Source organism: Microbacterium sp. LMX7-1.2 (genome assembly GCF_040675935.1).
In the GTDB taxonomy this organism is placed as follows: Bacteria; Actinomycetota; Actinomycetes; order Actinomycetales; family Microbacteriaceae; genus Microbacterium.
The window spans coordinates 3,308,405-3,323,984 of the sequence record NZ_JBEGIL010000001.1; the positions used below are offsets into that span (position 1 = coordinate 3,308,405).

Sequence of the window (15,580 nt, forward strand, 5' to 3'; positions counted from 1 at the left end):
GCCTTCTCTTCTACTTGCCCAGCGTCTGGCACTGTTCCCACAGCGTGCTCGACTCGGTCACTCCGAGGCACGGGTCGAACGTGAAGACCACGAGCGTGCCGAGGAGGATGAGCAGAGCCGCGGCGAGACCGAGGGCCCAGACGAGCGCCTTGCGCGCCGTGTTGTTCGTGACGTAGTCGTTCACGATCGTGCGCATGCCGTTCGCGCCGTGGATCAGCGCGAGCCACAGCATGATGACGTCCCACCACTGCCAGAACGGCGTGGCGAACTTGCCGGCGATGAAGGCGAAGTCGAGGGCGTGGATGCCCTCGCCGACCATGAGGTTGATGAAGAGGTGCCCGAAGATGAGGATCACGAGGAGCACGCCGGAGCCGCGCATGAAGAGCCAGCCCCACTTCTCGAGGTTCACTCCGCGGCGGGTGCGTACGGGCGCGGCGACGGTCTGAGCGGTCATCAGTGTCCTCCTCCGGCGCCGAAGCCGGCGAACGCGAGCATCAGGTGGCGAGGCACGAAGCCGGCCATGATGATGCCCCAGACGAGCAGCACGCCCCAGAACAGCTGGCGCTGGTACTTCGCGCCCTTCGACCAGAAGTCGACCGCGATGATGCGCAGGCCGTTCATGGCGTGGAACACGATGCCGGCGACGAGTACGACCTCGCCGAGCGCCATGATCGGGTTCTTGTACGTGCCGATCACGGCGTTGTACGCCTCGGGCGACACCCTGATGAGCGCCGTGTCGAGCACGTGCACCAACAGGAAGAAGAAGATGGCGACTCCGGTGATGCGGTGAAGCACCCACGACCACATGCCTTCGCGACCCCGGTAGAGGGTGCCGCGGGGGGTCTTGGACGTGGTTTCCGAAATCGACGGTGTCAAGCGAGCGCTTGTGGACACGGTCGTCCTCCCTGGATCGATGTGACTCGGTCGCGTGCACTGCGCCCGTACAGGTTGACCCTGTCGAAGTCAGGCATGCCCGATCGACGTCCATCTTATTCCCGCGCGGAGCCTGCGGGCGACGAAGGGGACCCTAACCATCTCGATGTCGAGACAACGCCTCGGGCTACGCTGACAGAGTGAGCCGACCCATCGAGAACTTCTACGCCGTCATCCCCGCCGGAGGAATCGGCAGCCGTCTGTGGCCGTTGTCGCGCGCGGATGCGCCGAAGTTCCTGCACGATCTGACGGGATCCGGGCACTCCCTGCTCCGCGACACCTGGGACCGCCTCGAGCCGCTCACGGGACCCGACCGCATCGCCGTCGTCACGGGGCGCGCTCATCGAGCCGCCGTCGAGGCGGAGCTCCCCGGAATCGCCGACCTCAATGTGTTCCTCGAGTCCGAGCCCCGTGAATCCGCCGCTGCGATCGGACTGGCGGCCGCGATCCTGCACCGTCGCGACCCGGACGTCATCATCGGCTCCTTCAGCGCCGACCACGTCATCCGCGGGACTCGCGTGTTCGAGTTCGCGGTGAGGGACGCCGTGGAGGTCGCGCGCGAGGGGTACATCTGCACGATCGGCATCTCGCCGACAGAGCCCGCGGTCGGCTTCGGGTACATCAAGAGGGGCCCGGAGCTGGTGGTCGACGGGGCGCGGGAGGCCGCGCTCGTCGAGAGCTTCGTCGAGAAGCCGGACCTCGAGACCGCCAAGGCGTACTTCGCGAGCCGCGACTATCTGTGGAACGCGGGCATGTTCATCGCGAAGGCGAGCGTCCTGCTCGACGAGCTCGCCGCCAACGAGCCGGAGCTGCACGCCGGGCTCCTCGAGCTCGCGGAGGCGTGGGACGACCGCGAGCGCCGAGGGCCGGCGGTCGACCGCATCTGGCCGGGGCTCAAGAAGATCGCGATCGACTACGCCGTCGCGGAGCCCGCGGCGACCCGCGGACGCCTCGCCGTCGTGCCCGGCCACTTCGACTGGGACGACGTGGGGGACTTCGCCTCGCTCACGAAGCTCATCACGAACGGACGCAAGGGCGACCTGGCCGTGCTGGGTCCGAAGGCCCGCGTGCTGACGGATGCGGCGAGCGGCATCCTGGTCAGCCAGACGTCCCGTGTGATCAGCCTGGTCGGTGTGCAGGACATCGTGGTCGTCGACACCCCTGACGCCCTGCTGGTCACGACGGTCGAGAACGCGCAGCGCGTGAAGGGCGTCGTGGAGTCCCTCAAACTCACCGGTCGAGGCGACGTGCTCTGATGCGCACCCCGAGGTGCTCATGTGTCGCTCAGATTTCAGGTTCGTAACCATTCACCGAAGCCGCCCGCTCCGGTATGCGCGAATGACGAAACAGTAGGTAACTTTGATCGATCCGCGAGGGCCGCGGGTTCGTTGAGGGAGGCATGAGTTGACCATCTCCACCACCAAGAAGCTGCTCGGCGCCACCATCGCCGCGGGCGTCGTCTTCGCACTCGCCGGCTGCGGCCAGGCTCCGACCGAGTCGGGCGGCAACGGAGGCGGCGACGCTGCATCCGACTTCCTGCCGTGCCTCGTCTCCGACGCCGGGGGCTGGAACGACAAGTCGTTCAACCAGTCCGCCAAGGAAGGCATGGACCGCGCCGCGGACACCCTCGGCGTGAAGCCGCTCGAGTTCGAGTCGGCGAACGACAACGATTACGCCCCGAACCTCGAGACCGCCGTCTCGGAAGGGTGCTCGCTCATCGTCTCGGTCGGCTTCAAGCTGTCCGCCGCGACCGTCGAGTCCGCTCTCGCGAACCCGGACATCGACTACGCGATCATCGACGACTACGCCGACAACGACTTCGACGGCACGACGGACGCGCCGAACATCAAGCCCCTCGTCTTCGACACGGCCCAGGCCGCGTACCTCGGCGGTTACGCCGCGGCCGGCTGGTCGGCGCAGGCCGGTGTGAACAAGGTCGGCACCTTCGGCGGCATGCAGATCCCGTCCGTCGCCGTGTTCATGGACGGCTTCGAGCTCGGTGTCGAGAAGTACAACGAGGACAAGTCGGGTGCCGTGCAGGTCTTCGGCTGGGACGTCGCGACGCAGGAGGGCTCGTTCACGGGTGGCTTCGACGCGAACGACACCGCCAAGCAGACCGCTCAGGGTGTGCTCGACCAGGGCGTCGACGTGATCCTCCCGGTCGGTGGCCCGATCTACCAGAGCGCCGCGGCAGCCATCAAGGACAGCGGCAAGGACACCCTCATGGTCGGCGTCGACAGCGACCTCGCCGTCGCCGACGAGAGCGTGGCTGACGTCACCCTCTTCTCGATCATGAAGGCGATCGACGTCGCCGTCGAGGACGCGACCATCGCGGCCTCGGAGGGCGACTTCGACCCGGCGCCCTACGTGGGCACCCTCGAGAACGAGGGCGTGAAGCTCTCGGGCTTCGGCTCGTTCGAGTCCGAGCTGCCCGACGGGCTGCTCGATGAGATCGCCGCTCTCCAGGAGCAGATCATCTCGGGCGACATCACGGTGGAGTCCCCGAACTCCCCGTAAGTCGCAGCAGGTCCAGGGCGGGGCGAGTGGAGCAAGCGGCCACTCGCCCCGCGCCGTGGACGGACGACCGTCCTCAGCGTGCGCGGATTTCCGCCGTCGCGCCCGGGACTCCACGGACACTTCTGGATAAGGTGCAGATATGAAGCTCGAACTTCGCGGCATCACCAAGCGATTCGGTAGCCTCGTGGCCAACGACCACATCGATCTGGTGGTCGAGCCGGGGCAGATCCACGCTCTTCTCGGTGAGAACGGCGCAGGCAAGTCCACGCTGATGAACGTCCTCTACGGCCTCTACCAGGCCGACGAGGGAGAGATCCTCCTCGACGACGTCGTGCAGCGGTTCCGAGGCCCCGGAGACGCGATGAACGCGGGCATCGGCATGGTGCACCAGCACTTCATGCTCGTCCCCGTCTTCACCGTCGCCGAGAACGTCATGCTCGGCCACGAGCAGACGAAGGGCGTCGGACGCCTCGACATCGCGAAGGCCCGCGAGCACGTGCGTGCCGTCGCCGCGCGTTTCGGCTTCGACATCGACCCCGACGCGATCGTCGGCGACCTCCCCGTCGGCGTGCAGCAGCGCGTCGAGATCATCAAGGCGCTCTCGCGCGATGCGAAGGTTCTCGTGTTCGACGAGCCGACCGCCGTGCTGACCCCGCAGGAGACCGACGAGCTCATGGGCATCATGCGGCAGCTCCGCGAAGAGGGCACCGCGATCGTCTTCATCACCCACAAGCTCCGTGAGGTCCGCGAGGTCGCGGACACCATCACGATCGTGCGTCTCGGGCGCATCGTCGGCGAAGCGTCGCCGACTGCCAGCAACTCCGAGCTCGCCTCGCTCATGGTCGGACGCGCCGTCGAGCTCACGGTTCAGAAGGAGGCACCGCGACTGGGCGATGGCGGACTCGAGGTCGAGGGTCTCCGCGTGCTGACCCCGAGCGGTGCGATCGTCGTCGACGACGTCGCCTTCACCGTGCGACCCGGAGAGGTCCTCGCGATCGCCGGAGTGCAGGGCAACGGCCAGACCGAGCTCGTCGAGGCCATCGTCGGCCTCGCAGCCCGGGTCGAGGGCTCCATCACGCTCGACGGCACGCAGCTCGTGGGCAAGAGCGTGCGCGCCATCCTCGACACCGGAGTCGGCTTCGTGCCCGAGGACCGCAACGAGGACGGACTGGTCGGAGGGTTCTCCGTCGCGGAGAACCTGATCCTCGACCGCTCAGACGACCAGGCGTTCAGCCGCGGGGGCACCATCCGCCGCGCCGCACTCGAGGAGTTCGCGAAGGAGCGGATCTCCGAGTACGACATCCGCACGCAGGGCCCGCACACCCCCGCGGGCACGCTGTCCGGGGGAAACCAGCAGAAGGTCGTGATCGCGCGCGAGATGAGCCGCGAGCTGCGCCTCCTCGTCGCCGCGCAGCCGACCCGCGGTGTGGACGTCGGATCGATCGAGTTCATCCACAAGCGCATCATCGAGACGCGCGACGCCGGGGTCCCGGTGGTGGTGGTCTCGACGGAACTCGACGAGGTCGCGGCTCTCGCCGACCGGATCGCGGTCATGTACCGAGGAAGCATCGTCGGCATCGTGCCCGGCGACACCCCGCGCGAGACGCTGGGTCTGATGATGGCGGGCGCCGCCGAAGGAGAGGCAGCCGCATGAGCGGGACCACACCGGGAGCGGACGATGCCGTCAAGGGCCTCCCCGCCGAACAGCTCCCGCGGGCGACCGGCCCGCTGACGGGAGACGTGCCCCCGCCCCCGCGCGGCAACGTCATCCTCAAGGAGATCCTGCGCGGGAGCGCAGTCTCGACGATCCTCGCGATCTTCCTCGCCCTCGTCGTCGGCGGCGTGCTCATCGCGTTCACGAACGAGGACGTGCAGGAGGCCTCGGGCTACTTCTTCGCACGTCCGGGCGACACGATCGCGGCGGCCTGGCAGGCGGTCTACAACGGCTATGAGGCGCTCTTCCGCGGGGCGATCTTCAACGCCCGTGGGGCCGACTTCGCCGCGCAGATCCGCCCGCTCACGAACACGTTGGGGTTCGCCGCCCCGCTCATCGCCGCCGGCCTCGGCGTCGCGCTCGCGTTCCGCGTGGGCCTGTTCAACATCGGCGCCCGCGGACAGATGCTCATCGGCGTCGCGGTGGCCGGTCTGCTGACCTTCAACCTCGATCTGCCGATCTGGCTGCACATCCCCGTCACGCTCGTCGCCGGCATCGCCGGCGGCGCTCTCTGGGGAGCCATCGCGGGACTCATCAAGGCCCGCACCGGCGCGCACGAGGTGATTCTCACGATCATGCTCAACTACGTGGCGTACTACCTGCTGCTGTGGATGATCCGCACGCCGGGGCTCCTGCAGAAGCCCGGCACGAACCAGGCGCTCGGTTCGCCGACGCCGTCGTCGGCGCAGTTCCCTGAGCTGCTCGGCCCGAAGTTCCCGCTCCTCGATCTCGGCTTCGTGCTCGTGATCATCGCGACGCTGTTCGTGTGGTGGCTCATCGAGCGGTCCGCTCTCGGTCTTCGCATGCGCGCGGTGGGGGAGAACCCGCACGCCGCACGCGCCGCCGGAATCAGCGTGCAGCGCGTCTACGTGTACGCGATGCTGTTCGCCGGCGCGCTCGCGGGTCTCGCCGGCATGAACCAGGTCCAGGGCGCCGTCACGACGGGTATCACCGAGACGATCGACGCCGGGATCGGCTTCGACGCGATCACCGTCGCCCTCCTGGGACGCAGCCGCGCGTGGGGCACCTTCGCGGCCGGCATCCTGTTCGGTGCGCTGAAGGCGGGGTCGTTCTCGATGCAGGCGCAGGACATCCCGGTCGACATCGTGCTCGTGGTGCAGTCGCTCGTCGTGCTCTTCATCGCGGCACCGCCGCTGCTGCGCGCGGTGTTCTTCCTGCCCAAGTCCGATGCGGAGAAGGCCGCCAAGGCGAGAGCCAAGGCTGCGAAGAAGGCGGTGGCCGCATGATGTCGCTCGTTCAGACCGAAGCCGCCGACGGCACGGTCCAGCTCGCCACAGTGCGTGAGCGCCACCTCAAGGGGCCGATCGTGCTCGCCGCGGTCACCGTGCTCCTGGCGCTCCTCTTCCTCCTGGTGCCGCGGAGCGGGACAAGCTCCTTCCGCCTGAGCGACCAGTCCTCGGCTCTCGCCCTGCCGGACGTCGAACTGCCCACGGGCCCGACCATCTGGGTCGTGGTCGGAATCCTCGTGGTGCTCACGATCGCCGCCTTCCTCCGCGCGTGGAGTTACCGCAAGGCCTCCTTGTGGATCGCGGCCGGGTTCGGCGCGATCGCGGTCTTCGCGTTCCTCGTGTGGGCCGGTGCCGGCGGGCTCGTGCCCGTCACCAGCCTGCTCTTCGGCGCGGTGTCCCTCTCCGTGCCGCTGGTGTTCGGCGCGCTGGGCGGTGTCATCGGCGAGCGGGCCGGCGTCGTCAACGTGGCGATCGAAGGACAGCTGCTCCTCGGTGCGTTCTCCGCAGCACTGCTGTCGAGCATCACCGGGAGCCCGTTCATCGGTCTTCTGGGCGCCATGCTCGGCGGAGTCCTGGTCGCCAGCGTCCTCGCGGCGTTCGCGATCAAGTACCTCGTCGAGCAGGTGATCGTCGGAGTCGTGCTCAACGTGCTCGTCAGCGGCCTCACCGGCTTCCTCTACGGAGCCCTCCTGGCACCGCACGAAGCGGAGCTGAACAGCCCCGTGCGCTTCAGCCGCATCGAGATCCCGCTGCTCAGCGACATCCCGATCATCGGGCCGGTGCTCTTCAACCAGACCTTCATCGTGTACCTGATGTTCATCACCGTCGCGGTGGTGGCGTGGGGTCTCTACCGCACGAAGTGGGGCCTCCGGCTGCGCGCTGTCGGCGAGCACCCGCAGGCGGCCGACACCGTCGGCATCAAGGTGAACTCGACGCGCTTCTGGAACGTACTCCTCGCGGGCGCGATCGCGGGCATCGGAGGCGCGTACTTCACGCTCGTCTCGGTGCCGCAGTTCGGGAAGGACATGACGGCGGGTCTCGGCTTCATCGCCCTCGCCGCCGTGATCTTCGGCCGGTGGGATCCGATCCGCGCGACGCTCGCCGCGCTGCTCTTCGGGTTCGCGACGAACCTGCAGAACCTGCTGTCGATCCTGAAGACGCCGATCCCCGGCGAGTTCATGCTGATGCTGCCGTACGTCGTCACGTTGCTCGCAGTCGCCGGTTTCGCTGGTCAGATCCGCGGCCCCGCGGCGAGCGGCAAGCCGTACATCAAGTCCTGACACCCCGAGGAGTCGAGAACACATGACCGACATCGACTGGGACGAGCTGCGCCAGGTAGCCACGGAGGCGATGGCGAAGGCCTACGCGCCGTACTCGCGCTACAAGGTCGGCGCCGCCGCGCTCGTCGGAGACGGCCGCATCGTGGCCGGCTGCAACGTGGAGAACGCGTCGTACGGCGTGACTCTGTGCGCCGAGTGCGCGCTGGTCGGAGACCTGCACATGTCGGGCGGCGGCCAGCTCGTCGCCTTCGTGTGCGTGAACAACGATGGGCAGACCATCATGCCGTGCGGACGCTGCCGTCAGCTCCTGTTCGAGCACGCGATGCCCGGGATGCTGCTGGAGACCGTCTCCGGCATCCGCACGATCGACGAGGTGCTGCCCGATGCGTTCGGGCCGCGCGACCTGGAGGACGCCCGATGACCGTAGAGCCTTTCGACGCAGTGGACGTGATCCGCGCCAAGCGCGACGGGGGAGCGGTCTCCGAGCCGGCCCTGCGCTGGATGGTGGACGCGTACACGCGCGGCTACGTGTCGGACGCGCAGATGGCGTCGTTCGCGATGGCGGTGTTCCAGCGCGGCATGGAGCGCGACGAGATCCGCGTGCTCACGGACGCGATGATCTCGACGGGTGAGCGGATGAGCTTCGCGAGCCTCGGCAAGAAGACCGTCGACAAGCACTCGACCGGCGGCGTCGGCGACAAGATCACGCTTCCCCTCGCCCCGCTCGTCGCGGTGTTCGGCGTGGCGGTGCCGCAGCTCTCCGGGCGCGGCCTCGGCCACACGGGCGGAACGCTCGACAAGCTCGAGTCGATCCCCGGGTGGCGTGCAGCGCTCAGCAACGAGGAGATGTTCGCGCAGATGCAGGGCGACGTGGGCGCGGTCATCTGCGCCGCGGGCTCCGGTCTCGCGCCCGCCGACAAGAAGCTCTACGCGCTGCGCGACGTGACGGGGACGGTCGAGGCGATCCCGCTGATCGCCTCGAGCATCATGTCGAAGAAGATCGCCGAGGGCACGGACGCGCTCGTGCTCGACGTGAAGTTCGGCTCCGGCGCCTTCATGCAGGACATCGAGCGCGCCCGGGAGCTGGCCCGGACGATGGTCGCGCTCGGCACCGACTCGGGCGTCGCGACCACGGCTCTGCTCACCGACATGAACGTGCCCCTGGGGCTCGCGATCGGCAACGCGAACGAGGTCCGCGAGTCCGTCGAGGTGCTCGCCGGCGGCGGCCCCGCTGATGTGCGCGAGCTCACCCTGGCCCTGGCGCGCGAGATGCTCGCCCTCGCCGGCCAGCCGGACGCCGACGTCGAGAAGGCTCTCGACGACGGGCGCGCGATGGACCGCTGGAAGGCCATGATCCGCGCACAGGACGGCGACCCGGATGCCGCACTGCCGACGGCCCGCGAGACGCATGTCGTCACGGCCCCGGCCGACGGCGTGGTCACCCGCATGGACGCGCTGCCCTTCGGCGTCGCGGCGTGGCGTCTGGGCGCCGGTCGCGCGCGCGCCGAGGACCCGGTGGTGTTCGAAGCGGGCATCGACCTGCACGCCAAGCCCGGCGACCGCGTGACCGCGGGCCAGCCGCTGTTCACGCTCTCGGCCGCCGACGAGGCCCGGTTCCCCCGGGCGCTCGAGGCGCTGGAGGGATCGTGGGAGCTCGGCGACCAGGCTCCGGAGACCGGCCCGATCGTGCGCGAGCGCATCACCGCCTGAGCCCGCGAGCGCATCACCGCCTGCACCCGCGACCGGTAGCCTGAGAGCTGCGGATCCGCGACCGAGAGGAACCTCATGTCGATCGACGCGAACGGCGACGTCACCATCCAGGGGACGTCCGTGCGCGCCCTGCCGAAGGTGTCGCTGCACGACCACCTCGACGGGGCCGTGCGGCCCGCCACGATCATCGAGCTCGCCGACGCGATCGGCCTCGACGTGCCCGCCGACGACCCCCGTGCGCTCGGGAAGTGGTTCGCGAAGAAGAGCGATTCCGGCTCCCTCGTCGAGTACCTCAAGACCTTCGACCTCACGACGGCCGTCATGCAGACCGAGGAGGGACTCACGCGCATCGCCCGCGAGTTCGTGCAGGACCTCGCGAACGACGGCGTGATCTACGGCGAGGTCCGCTGGGCGCCCGAGCAGCACCTCACCCGTGGCCTCTCGCTCGACCAGGCCGTCGAGGCCGTCCAGCAGGGGCTGGAGGAGGGCGAGGACGCCGCGGACCGCGCCGGCCACAGCATCCGCGTCGGTCAGCTGCTCTCGGCGATGCGCCACGCCGACCGTGCCCGGGAGATCGCGGAACTCGCCGTCGACTTCCGCGGACGCGGGGTCGTCGGCTTTGACATCGCCGGTCCCGAAGACGGTTTTCCGCCGTCCGACCACCGCGCGGCGTTCGACTTCCTCGCCGAGAACTTCTTCCCCGTCACGGTGCACGCGGGGGAGGCGGCGGGCCTCGCGTCCATCCGCTCCGCTCTCGTGGACGGTCGTGCGCTGCGCCTCGGGCACGGCGTGCGGATCGCGGAGGACCTGCAGGTCGTGACGCAGGAGGGCGATGAGGTGCAGGTGCAGTTCGGCGACCTCGCGCGCTGGGTGCGCGATCGGGAGATCCCGCTCGAGCTGTCCCCGTCGTCGAACCTGCAGACCGGGGCGATCTCGGCGTGGGGCAAGACCCTCGCAGACCATCCCTTCGACCTGCTCTACCAGCTGGGCTTCGCGGTGACCGTGAACGTCGACAACCGCACCATGAGCGCCACGTCGCTCACCCGCGAGCTCGTTCTGCTCGTCGAGGCGTTCGAGTACGACCTCGATGACCTCGAGACCTTCCAGTTCAACGCCGCCTCGGCAGCCTTCCTCCCGGTCGAGGAGCGGGAAGAGCTCGTCGAGATGATCGCCGAGGGCTTCGCCGACTAGTCATGGAGGGCTGAGGGATGGCTTCCGGGGGGAAGAAGCGGCGCATCGCGATAACCGTGACGCTCGCTGTCCTGGTGGTGCTCGGCGGAGCCGGCGCGGCCGGTTACGCATGGCTCACACGCGAGCCCGAGAAGACGTCGCCGCGGGCGAGCGGGGCGGTGATAGAGCATCCGCTGACGCCGGCGCAGCAGCTCGTGAAGGACTCGGGCGATCCCGCCGGATGCGCCGTCACGTTCGTGGGCGACGGCGCCCCCGCCGATCCGATGCTGCAGTCGCAGAGCGGGCTGTACGTCGGGTTGCCGATCCCCGCGATCGACGGCCGCGTGTTCGCCGGCTGGTATGCGACCCCGGAAGACGCGGCTGCCCTCACGGTCGCGGCCCGCGTCAACGGTGCCGATCCGGTGGTCTGCGCCGATCAGGAGGTCGAGCTGTTCGCGGGGTGGACGACGCCCGAAGCGAACGCCGCCGAGAACGCGCAGATCCCGATCCTCATGTACCACCAGTTCACGACGAACCCCGAAGGCGAGAAGGGCTGGCTGCGCGGCAACTACGCGTACATCGGCGACTTCCAGGCGCAGATGCAGCACATCGCGACCACCGGCTTCTACCTACCCACCTGGGATGAGCTCAGCGCGTTCATCGACGGACGGCTCTACCTGCCCGCGCACTCCGTGATCATCACCGACGACGACGCCGACCAGACGTGGTTCGACCTCGCGGTGCCCGTGATCGACGAGTACAAGCTGCTCTCGACCTCGTTCATGATCACGGCGTATCGGCAGGACCCTGCGCCGTCGATCTACGTGCAGCGCCGCTCGCACACGAACGACATGCACCAGGCCGGCGCGAACGGCAAGGGGCGCATGGTCAACTGGACCGCCGAGGAGATCGCCGCCGACATGAACGCCTCCGGCGACATCCTGGGTGTGCGCGAGGTCATGGCGTATCCGTTCGGGCACTACAACGACACGGCCAAACAGGGCGTCGCGATGGCCGGCTTCGAGATGGCCCGCACGATCGAGCCGGGCTACGTCACGATCGGCACGGACAAGTACGCCCTGCCGGTCGTGCGCATCGACTACGGCATGGGGCTGGACGCGCTGATCAAGCGGATCGGCTGACCGCGACCCGACCTCACCGGGTGGGGAGCTCCGCGAAGAATCCCTCGAGCAGCTCGTCGACCCTGGCGTGCATGTCGGTGCGGGAGATCGCCGGCGTCCCGTCGCCCGCCTGGGGTCCGTAGTCGCCGAAAGACGCGTGCGAGGCGCCGTCGATCTCGACCATCTCGGCGTCAGCCGGCAGCAGATGCCGCGCAGCATTCACCTTCGCGGGAGTCGACAGTCCGTCCTCGCTGCCGGAGATGCTGAGAACCGCGAGGCCGCTCGTCGAGAGGTCATCGGCGCAGTACGAGCCGAACAGCACGAGCGCCTCGGCATCGGCGGCGAGCTGGCACGCGCGCACCCCGCCCAGCGAGTGGCCGCCCACGGCCCAGTCGTCGATGTCCGGCGCGGCGGACGTGAACTGGTCCAGCCCGCGCAGGTCGAAGAACGCGAGGTTCAACCAGGGGCGGGTGATCACGACGGTCGTCCCGTCGTCGACGAGACCGTGCAGGATCGACGCGTAGGCCCAGGGATCGACCTTGGCGCCGGGAACGAAGACCAGGCCGCGGTCGGAGTCGCCGTCGGCCGGCGTCATGACGATGCCCTGAGCGGCGTCCTCGATGTGGATCGCGGGATCCGCGCGCACCTCGGCGAGCGGTTCCGGCTCAGCCGGCATCACGCCGACCTGACTCCACACCAGGATGCCGCCGACACCGAGCACCACGACGGTGAGGAGCCCCCACAGCACGACCTTCAGGACCCGGCGACCGCGTTTCTTCTGCACCTCTCCAGGCTACGTCGTCGTGCGGCGCCGGGGAGCCGCGGGGAGTGGCCGCAGGAGAGCATCCCTTTCGTGCCTCACGGCCGCCCGATAGGCGTGATTGTTCACGTAGTACGACATGCGGTCGAGCCCGAGATAGCGGTAGCCGCCGGTGACATCGGGCCACGGTTCACCCGCGACGCGCGCGCGGAAACGGGCGGCGCGCGGTGGATCGTTCGCCACGGCATCGAGGTACGCCGCGAGCAGATCCGCCTGCTCGTAGCGCCCCTGCCAGCCGATCCCGGACGCCTCGATCATGCCGACGACATACAGACCGTTGAACGACGCGGGGAACATGTTGAGGAACAGGCGCGGCGAGGCGCCACGCCAGTGCAGGTGCCCCCGGTCGACGAAGGGGTAGTCGAGGCGGTAGCCGGTGGCGAGGAGCACGAGGTCGTACTCGTCGGACGAGCCGTCGCGGAACCGGACCGTCGGTCCGTCGAACCGTTCGACGTCGGGGCGGATGCGGAGGTCGCCCTGGCCGAGGTGGTTCAGCACCATGGTGTTCACGATCGGATGCGACTCGTAGATGCGGTAGTCGGGCTTCGGGAAGCCGAACCGCACCGGGTCCCCCGTGAAGGCGCGGAGCACGCGGCTGTCGAGCGCCTGCTTGAGCCGGGCGGGGAGCGGACGACCCTGGTTGAGTGTGTCGCTCGGCCGGCCGAACAGATAGCGCGGAACGAAGTAGTAGCCGCGGCGCACGCTCATGTCGATGGAGGCCGCATGGTGCACGGCATCCACGGCGATGTCGCATCCGGAGTTGCCCGCACCGATCAGCAGCACGCGCCTGCCCGCGAGCTGCGAGGGGGACTTGTAGGCGCTCGTGTGCAGCACCTCCCCGTCGAAACGGCCGGGGAACGTCGGGACGTTCGGCTCGGCGAGCGTGCCGTTAGCGAGCACGACACCGTCGTACCAGTGCGTGTGCTCGCCGTCGGGTCCGATGCCGGTGAGATCCCAGCCGCCGTCGCGCGGCGCGAGACGGGTCACCCGCGTGTCGAAGCGGAACAGATCCGTGAGGCCGAACCGCTCGGCGTAGGCGCGGAAGTAGCGCAGCAGCACGCGGTGATCCGGGTAGTCGGCGTCGGAATCCATCGGGAACTCCGCGAACTGCGTCGTCGTGCGCGAAGAGATGAGGTGCGCGGACTCGTACATCGTGCTTCGAGGGTTGTCGATGTCCCACAGCCCGCCCACACCGTGCGAGGCCTCGTAGCCCTCGATCTCGATCCCGCGCCGGGTGAGCGCGCGCGCCGTCGCGAGCCCCGACGGGCCCGCGCCGATCACGGCGTATCTGCTCATGGTCCTCCCCGCACGTCCTCGTGCCGAGGGGCCGCGCACAGGGCGACGCCCCCTGCCGATCGTATCGGCCGGGGGCGTCGGGGCGGCATCCTCGTGTCAGGCGCGGAGCGCGGTCTGGCGGGACGCGACCGCGTCGCGCACAGCCGGGAACAGCGGATGCTCCGGATCGAGACCCGTGGTGCGGGTGGTGAACGCCTCGGCATCCTCCGTGCGCAGCAGCTCCTGCAGTTCGACGGCCTGCTCGTCGTCGGGTTCCTCGAACTCGAGCGCGGCCGTGACCGCGCCGATCAGCGCGGTCGTGGTCAGCCCGCGCTCCGCGGCCATGGCCGCCGGGCCGATGAAGCGCTCGTGCCGCGAGATCTTGCGGAGCGGCTGGCGGCCCACGCGCTGTACGGTGTCGACGAGCGCCGGGTTGCGGAAGCGCTCGAGGATCGTCGCGCGGTACTCCGCAAGGTCGGCGGGATCGAGACCGTGCTCGGCGACCAGGACGGCCGAGGTCTCTTCCAGCGTGGCCGACACGCGCGCGGCGATGTCAGGATCGTCGAGCGCGTCGGAGATGCGATCGATGCCGGCGCGGGCGCCGAAGTACGCGGTGGCCGCGTGGCCCGTGTTCACCGTGAAGAGCTTGCGCTCGATGTACGGCGCCAGGTCGTCGACGAAGTGCGCTCCGGGGATGTGCGGCAGGTCTGCGCCGAACGCGCCCGATTCGATCGCCCACTCGTAGTACGGCTCGACGGTGACGTCGACGCCCCCGTCGGCCGGCTGCCCGGGCACGATGCGATCGACCGCGGTGTTCGCGAACACCGCGCGCGAGAGCAGCTCCGCGGCATCCGCGCCCGCGGCCTTCTCGACCTCGGCACGGAGGGTGTCGGTCGCGCCGATCGCGTTCTCGCAGGCCATGACCTGCAGGGGTGCGGCGTCGGGGGAGCGGCGGGCGAGACCTGCCACGATGGTCGGCGCGACGAAGCGCAGCACGGTGGGGCCGACCGCGGTCGTCACGACATCGGCCGATGCGACCTCGGCCGCGACGCCCTCCGGGTCGTTCTTGCTGTTCACGGCGCGGAAGCCCGTGACGACGTGGTCGGAGCCTCCCGGGCCGGCCTCGTGCACGGTGTACGAGTCGACCGCGTTGATCGCATCGACCAGAGCGTCCGCGACGTCGGAGAAGACGACCTCGTAGCCGCCCTCGTGCAGCAGCAGGCCGACGAATCCGCGACCGATGTTGCCCGCGCCGAAGTGCACGGCCTTCCGGGTGTCCGCTGCGGTCATCAGGAGTTCACGTCCGCGAGCAGCGCGAACAGCTCATCCGGGGTCTGCGCCGCGTTGAGCTTCGCGACGTCGTCCTCGTCGGAGAACAGGATCGCGATCTGCGACAGGATCTCCAGGTGCTCGTCGCCGCGACCGGCGATGCCGATCACGAACGTCGCCTGCTCACCGGCCCAGTCGACGCCGCCGTCGTAGCGCACGACCGACAGCGCGGAGCCGAGGATCGCGTCCTTGGTCTCGTTCGTGCCGTGCGGGATCGCCAGGCCGTTGCCCATGTAGGTCGAGACAGTCTCCTCGCGCTGACGCATCGCGTCGACGTACGCGGGGGTCACGGCGCCGGCGGAGACCAGGATGTCGGTGGCCTCCTGCAGTGCGGCCTCCTGCGTGCTGGAGCCGGAGTGGATGCGGACCTGGCCGAGGGTGAGGACGCCCATGGTGATTCCTTTCGGGTTCTGCGGATGTGGGGGCGGGGCGGATGCCGTGGCACCCGCCCCGCCCGGTCT

General features: G+C 69.1%; 15 protein-coding genes. 9 read left to right on the forward strand and 6 right to left on the reverse strand.

All coding sequences use genetic code 11. The features are described 5' to 3' along the window. Positions 1-10 precede the first annotated feature (10 nt). Positions 11-454: a succinate dehydrogenase hydrophobic membrane anchor subunit gene (locus MRBLMX7_RS16240; RefSeq protein ID WP_050722779.1), complete on the reverse strand. Its 444-nt coding sequence runs from the start codon at positions 452-454 to the stop codon at positions 11-13. Continuing rightward, entirely contained in the window at positions 454-894 is a 441-nt protein-coding gene (sdhC, locus tag MRBLMX7_RS16245; RefSeq protein WP_082297558.1) for a succinate dehydrogenase, cytochrome b556 subunit, read from the reverse strand. The genes MRBLMX7_RS16240 and sdhC overlap by 1 nt, the downstream gene beginning before the upstream one ends. A 179-nt stretch (positions 895-1,073) precedes the next feature. On the opposite strand from sdhC, the gene MRBLMX7_RS16250 reads away from it, so the two are divergent. The 9 genes from MRBLMX7_RS16250 to MRBLMX7_RS16290 all read left to right on the forward strand — a co-directional run bounded on the left by MRBLMX7_RS16250 (position 1,074) and on the right by MRBLMX7_RS16290 (position 11,716). After that, positions 1,074-2,189, forward strand: coding sequence for a mannose-1-phosphate guanylyltransferase (locus MRBLMX7_RS16250; RefSeq protein WP_050722781.1), 1,116 nt, complete (start codon positions 1,074-1,076; stop codon positions 2,187-2,189). Positions 2,190-2,337: 148 nt separating this feature from the next. Then, the gene (locus tag MRBLMX7_RS16255; protein ID WP_050722782.1) at positions 2,338-3,450 is read left to right on the forward strand and encodes a BMP family lipoprotein; all 1,113 of its coding nucleotides are present in this window, start codon (positions 2,338-2,340) and stop codon (positions 3,448-3,450) included. 139 nt (positions 3,451-3,589) lie between these two features. Further along, entirely contained in the window at positions 3,590-5,104 is a 1,515-nt protein-coding gene (locus tag MRBLMX7_RS16260) for an ABC transporter ATP-binding protein (protein ID WP_363370056.1), read from the forward strand. Then, entirely contained in the window at positions 5,101-6,411 is a 1,311-nt protein-coding gene (locus tag MRBLMX7_RS16265; RefSeq protein ID WP_363370058.1) for an ABC transporter permease, read from the forward strand. Before MRBLMX7_RS16260 ends, MRBLMX7_RS16265 begins: the two co-directional genes overlap by 4 nt. Next, the gene (locus MRBLMX7_RS16270; RefSeq protein ID WP_414685149.1) at positions 6,411-7,694 is read left to right on the forward strand and encodes an ABC transporter permease; all 1,284 of its coding nucleotides are present in this window, start codon (positions 6,411-6,413) and stop codon (positions 7,692-7,694) included. Before MRBLMX7_RS16265 ends, MRBLMX7_RS16270 begins: the two co-directional genes overlap by 1 nt. A 22-nt stretch (positions 7,695-7,716) precedes the next feature. Next, positions 7,717-8,115: a cytidine deaminase gene (locus MRBLMX7_RS16275; RefSeq protein ID WP_050722786.1), complete on the forward strand. Its 399-nt coding sequence runs from the start codon at positions 7,717-7,719 to the stop codon at positions 8,113-8,115. Then, positions 8,112-9,404, forward strand: coding sequence for a thymidine phosphorylase (locus tag MRBLMX7_RS16280; RefSeq protein ID WP_363370062.1), 1,293 nt, complete (start codon positions 8,112-8,114; stop codon positions 9,402-9,404). The genes MRBLMX7_RS16275 and MRBLMX7_RS16280 overlap by 4 nt, the downstream gene beginning before the upstream one ends. Before the next feature lie 75 nt (positions 9,405-9,479). Beyond that, on the forward strand, positions 9,480-10,595 hold the full coding sequence (locus tag MRBLMX7_RS16285) for an adenosine deaminase (protein WP_363370064.1): 1,116 nt from the start codon (positions 9,480-9,482) through the stop codon (positions 10,593-10,595). A 17-nt stretch (positions 10,596-10,612) separates the two neighbouring features. Further along, complete coding sequence (locus MRBLMX7_RS16290) at positions 10,613-11,716, forward strand: polysaccharide deacetylase family protein (RefSeq protein WP_363370066.1); 1,104 nt, start codon at positions 10,613-10,615, stop codon at positions 11,714-11,716. Between the two features lie 13 nt (positions 11,717-11,729). On the opposite strand, the gene MRBLMX7_RS16295 is transcribed toward MRBLMX7_RS16290, so the two are convergent. From MRBLMX7_RS16295 to MRBLMX7_RS16310, 4 genes are all read right to left on the reverse strand, one after another. Continuing rightward, positions 11,730-12,479: an alpha/beta hydrolase gene (locus tag MRBLMX7_RS16295; protein ID WP_363370068.1), complete on the reverse strand. Its 750-nt coding sequence runs from the start codon at positions 12,477-12,479 to the stop codon at positions 11,730-11,732. Positions 12,480-12,488: 9 nt separating this feature from the next. Beyond that, entirely contained in the window at positions 12,489-13,811 is a 1,323-nt protein-coding gene (locus tag MRBLMX7_RS16300) for a flavin-containing monooxygenase (protein WP_363370070.1), read from the reverse strand. Between the two features lie 96 nt (positions 13,812-13,907). Then, positions 13,908-15,080 (reverse strand): mannitol-1-phosphate 5-dehydrogenase, encoded by a 1,173-nt coding sequence (locus MRBLMX7_RS16305; RefSeq protein WP_363370072.1) that lies wholly within the window; start codon positions 15,078-15,080, stop codon positions 13,908-13,910. Further along, positions 15,080-15,511, reverse strand: a complete 432-nt coding sequence (locus tag MRBLMX7_RS16310) for a PTS sugar transporter subunit IIA (protein WP_363370073.1) — start codon at positions 15,509-15,511, stop codon at positions 15,080-15,082. Before MRBLMX7_RS16310 ends, MRBLMX7_RS16305 begins: the two co-directional genes overlap by 1 nt. Positions 15,512-15,580: the final 69 nt, after the last annotated feature.

Excerpts from the sequence above, each read along its gene's own strand:
- MRBLMX7_RS16240 (WP_050722779.1), bottom strand. The coding sequence starts at position 454 with ATGACCGCTCAGACCGTCGCCGCGCCCGTACGCACCCGCCGCGGAGTG.
- MRBLMX7_RS16260 (WP_363370056.1), top strand. The coding sequence starts at position 3,590 with ATGAAGCTCGAACTTCGCGGCATCACCAAGCGATTCGGTAGCCTCGTG.
- MRBLMX7_RS16265 (WP_363370058.1), top strand. The coding sequence starts at position 5,101 with ATGAGCGGGACCACACCGGGAGCGGACGATGCCGTCAAGGGCCTCCCC.
- MRBLMX7_RS16270 (WP_414685149.1), top strand. The coding sequence starts at position 6,411 with ATGTCGCTCGTTCAGACCGAAGCCGCCGACGGCACGGTCCAGCTCGCC.
- MRBLMX7_RS16275 (WP_050722786.1), top strand. The coding sequence starts at position 7,717 with ATGACCGACATCGACTGGGACGAGCTGCGCCAGGTAGCCACGGAGGCG.
- MRBLMX7_RS16280 (WP_363370062.1), top strand. The coding sequence starts at position 8,112 with ATGACCGTAGAGCCTTTCGACGCAGTGGACGTGATCCGCGCCAAGCGC.
- MRBLMX7_RS16285 (WP_363370064.1), top strand. The coding sequence starts at position 9,480 with ATGTCGATCGACGCGAACGGCGACGTCACCATCCAGGGGACGTCCGTG.
- MRBLMX7_RS16290 (WP_363370066.1), top strand. The coding sequence starts at position 10,613 with ATGGCTTCCGGGGGGAAGAAGCGGCGCATCGCGATAACCGTGACGCTC.
- MRBLMX7_RS16300 (WP_363370070.1), bottom strand. The coding sequence starts at position 13,811 with ATGAGCAGATACGCCGTGATCGGCGCGGGCCCGTCGGGGCTCGCGACG.
- MRBLMX7_RS16305 (WP_363370072.1), bottom strand. The coding sequence starts at position 15,080 with ATGACCGCAGCGGACACCCGGAAGGCCGTGCACTTCGGCGCGGGCAAC.
- MRBLMX7_RS16310 (WP_363370073.1), bottom strand. The coding sequence starts at position 15,511 with ATGGGCGTCCTCACCCTCGGCCAGGTCCGCATCCACTCCGGCTCCAGC.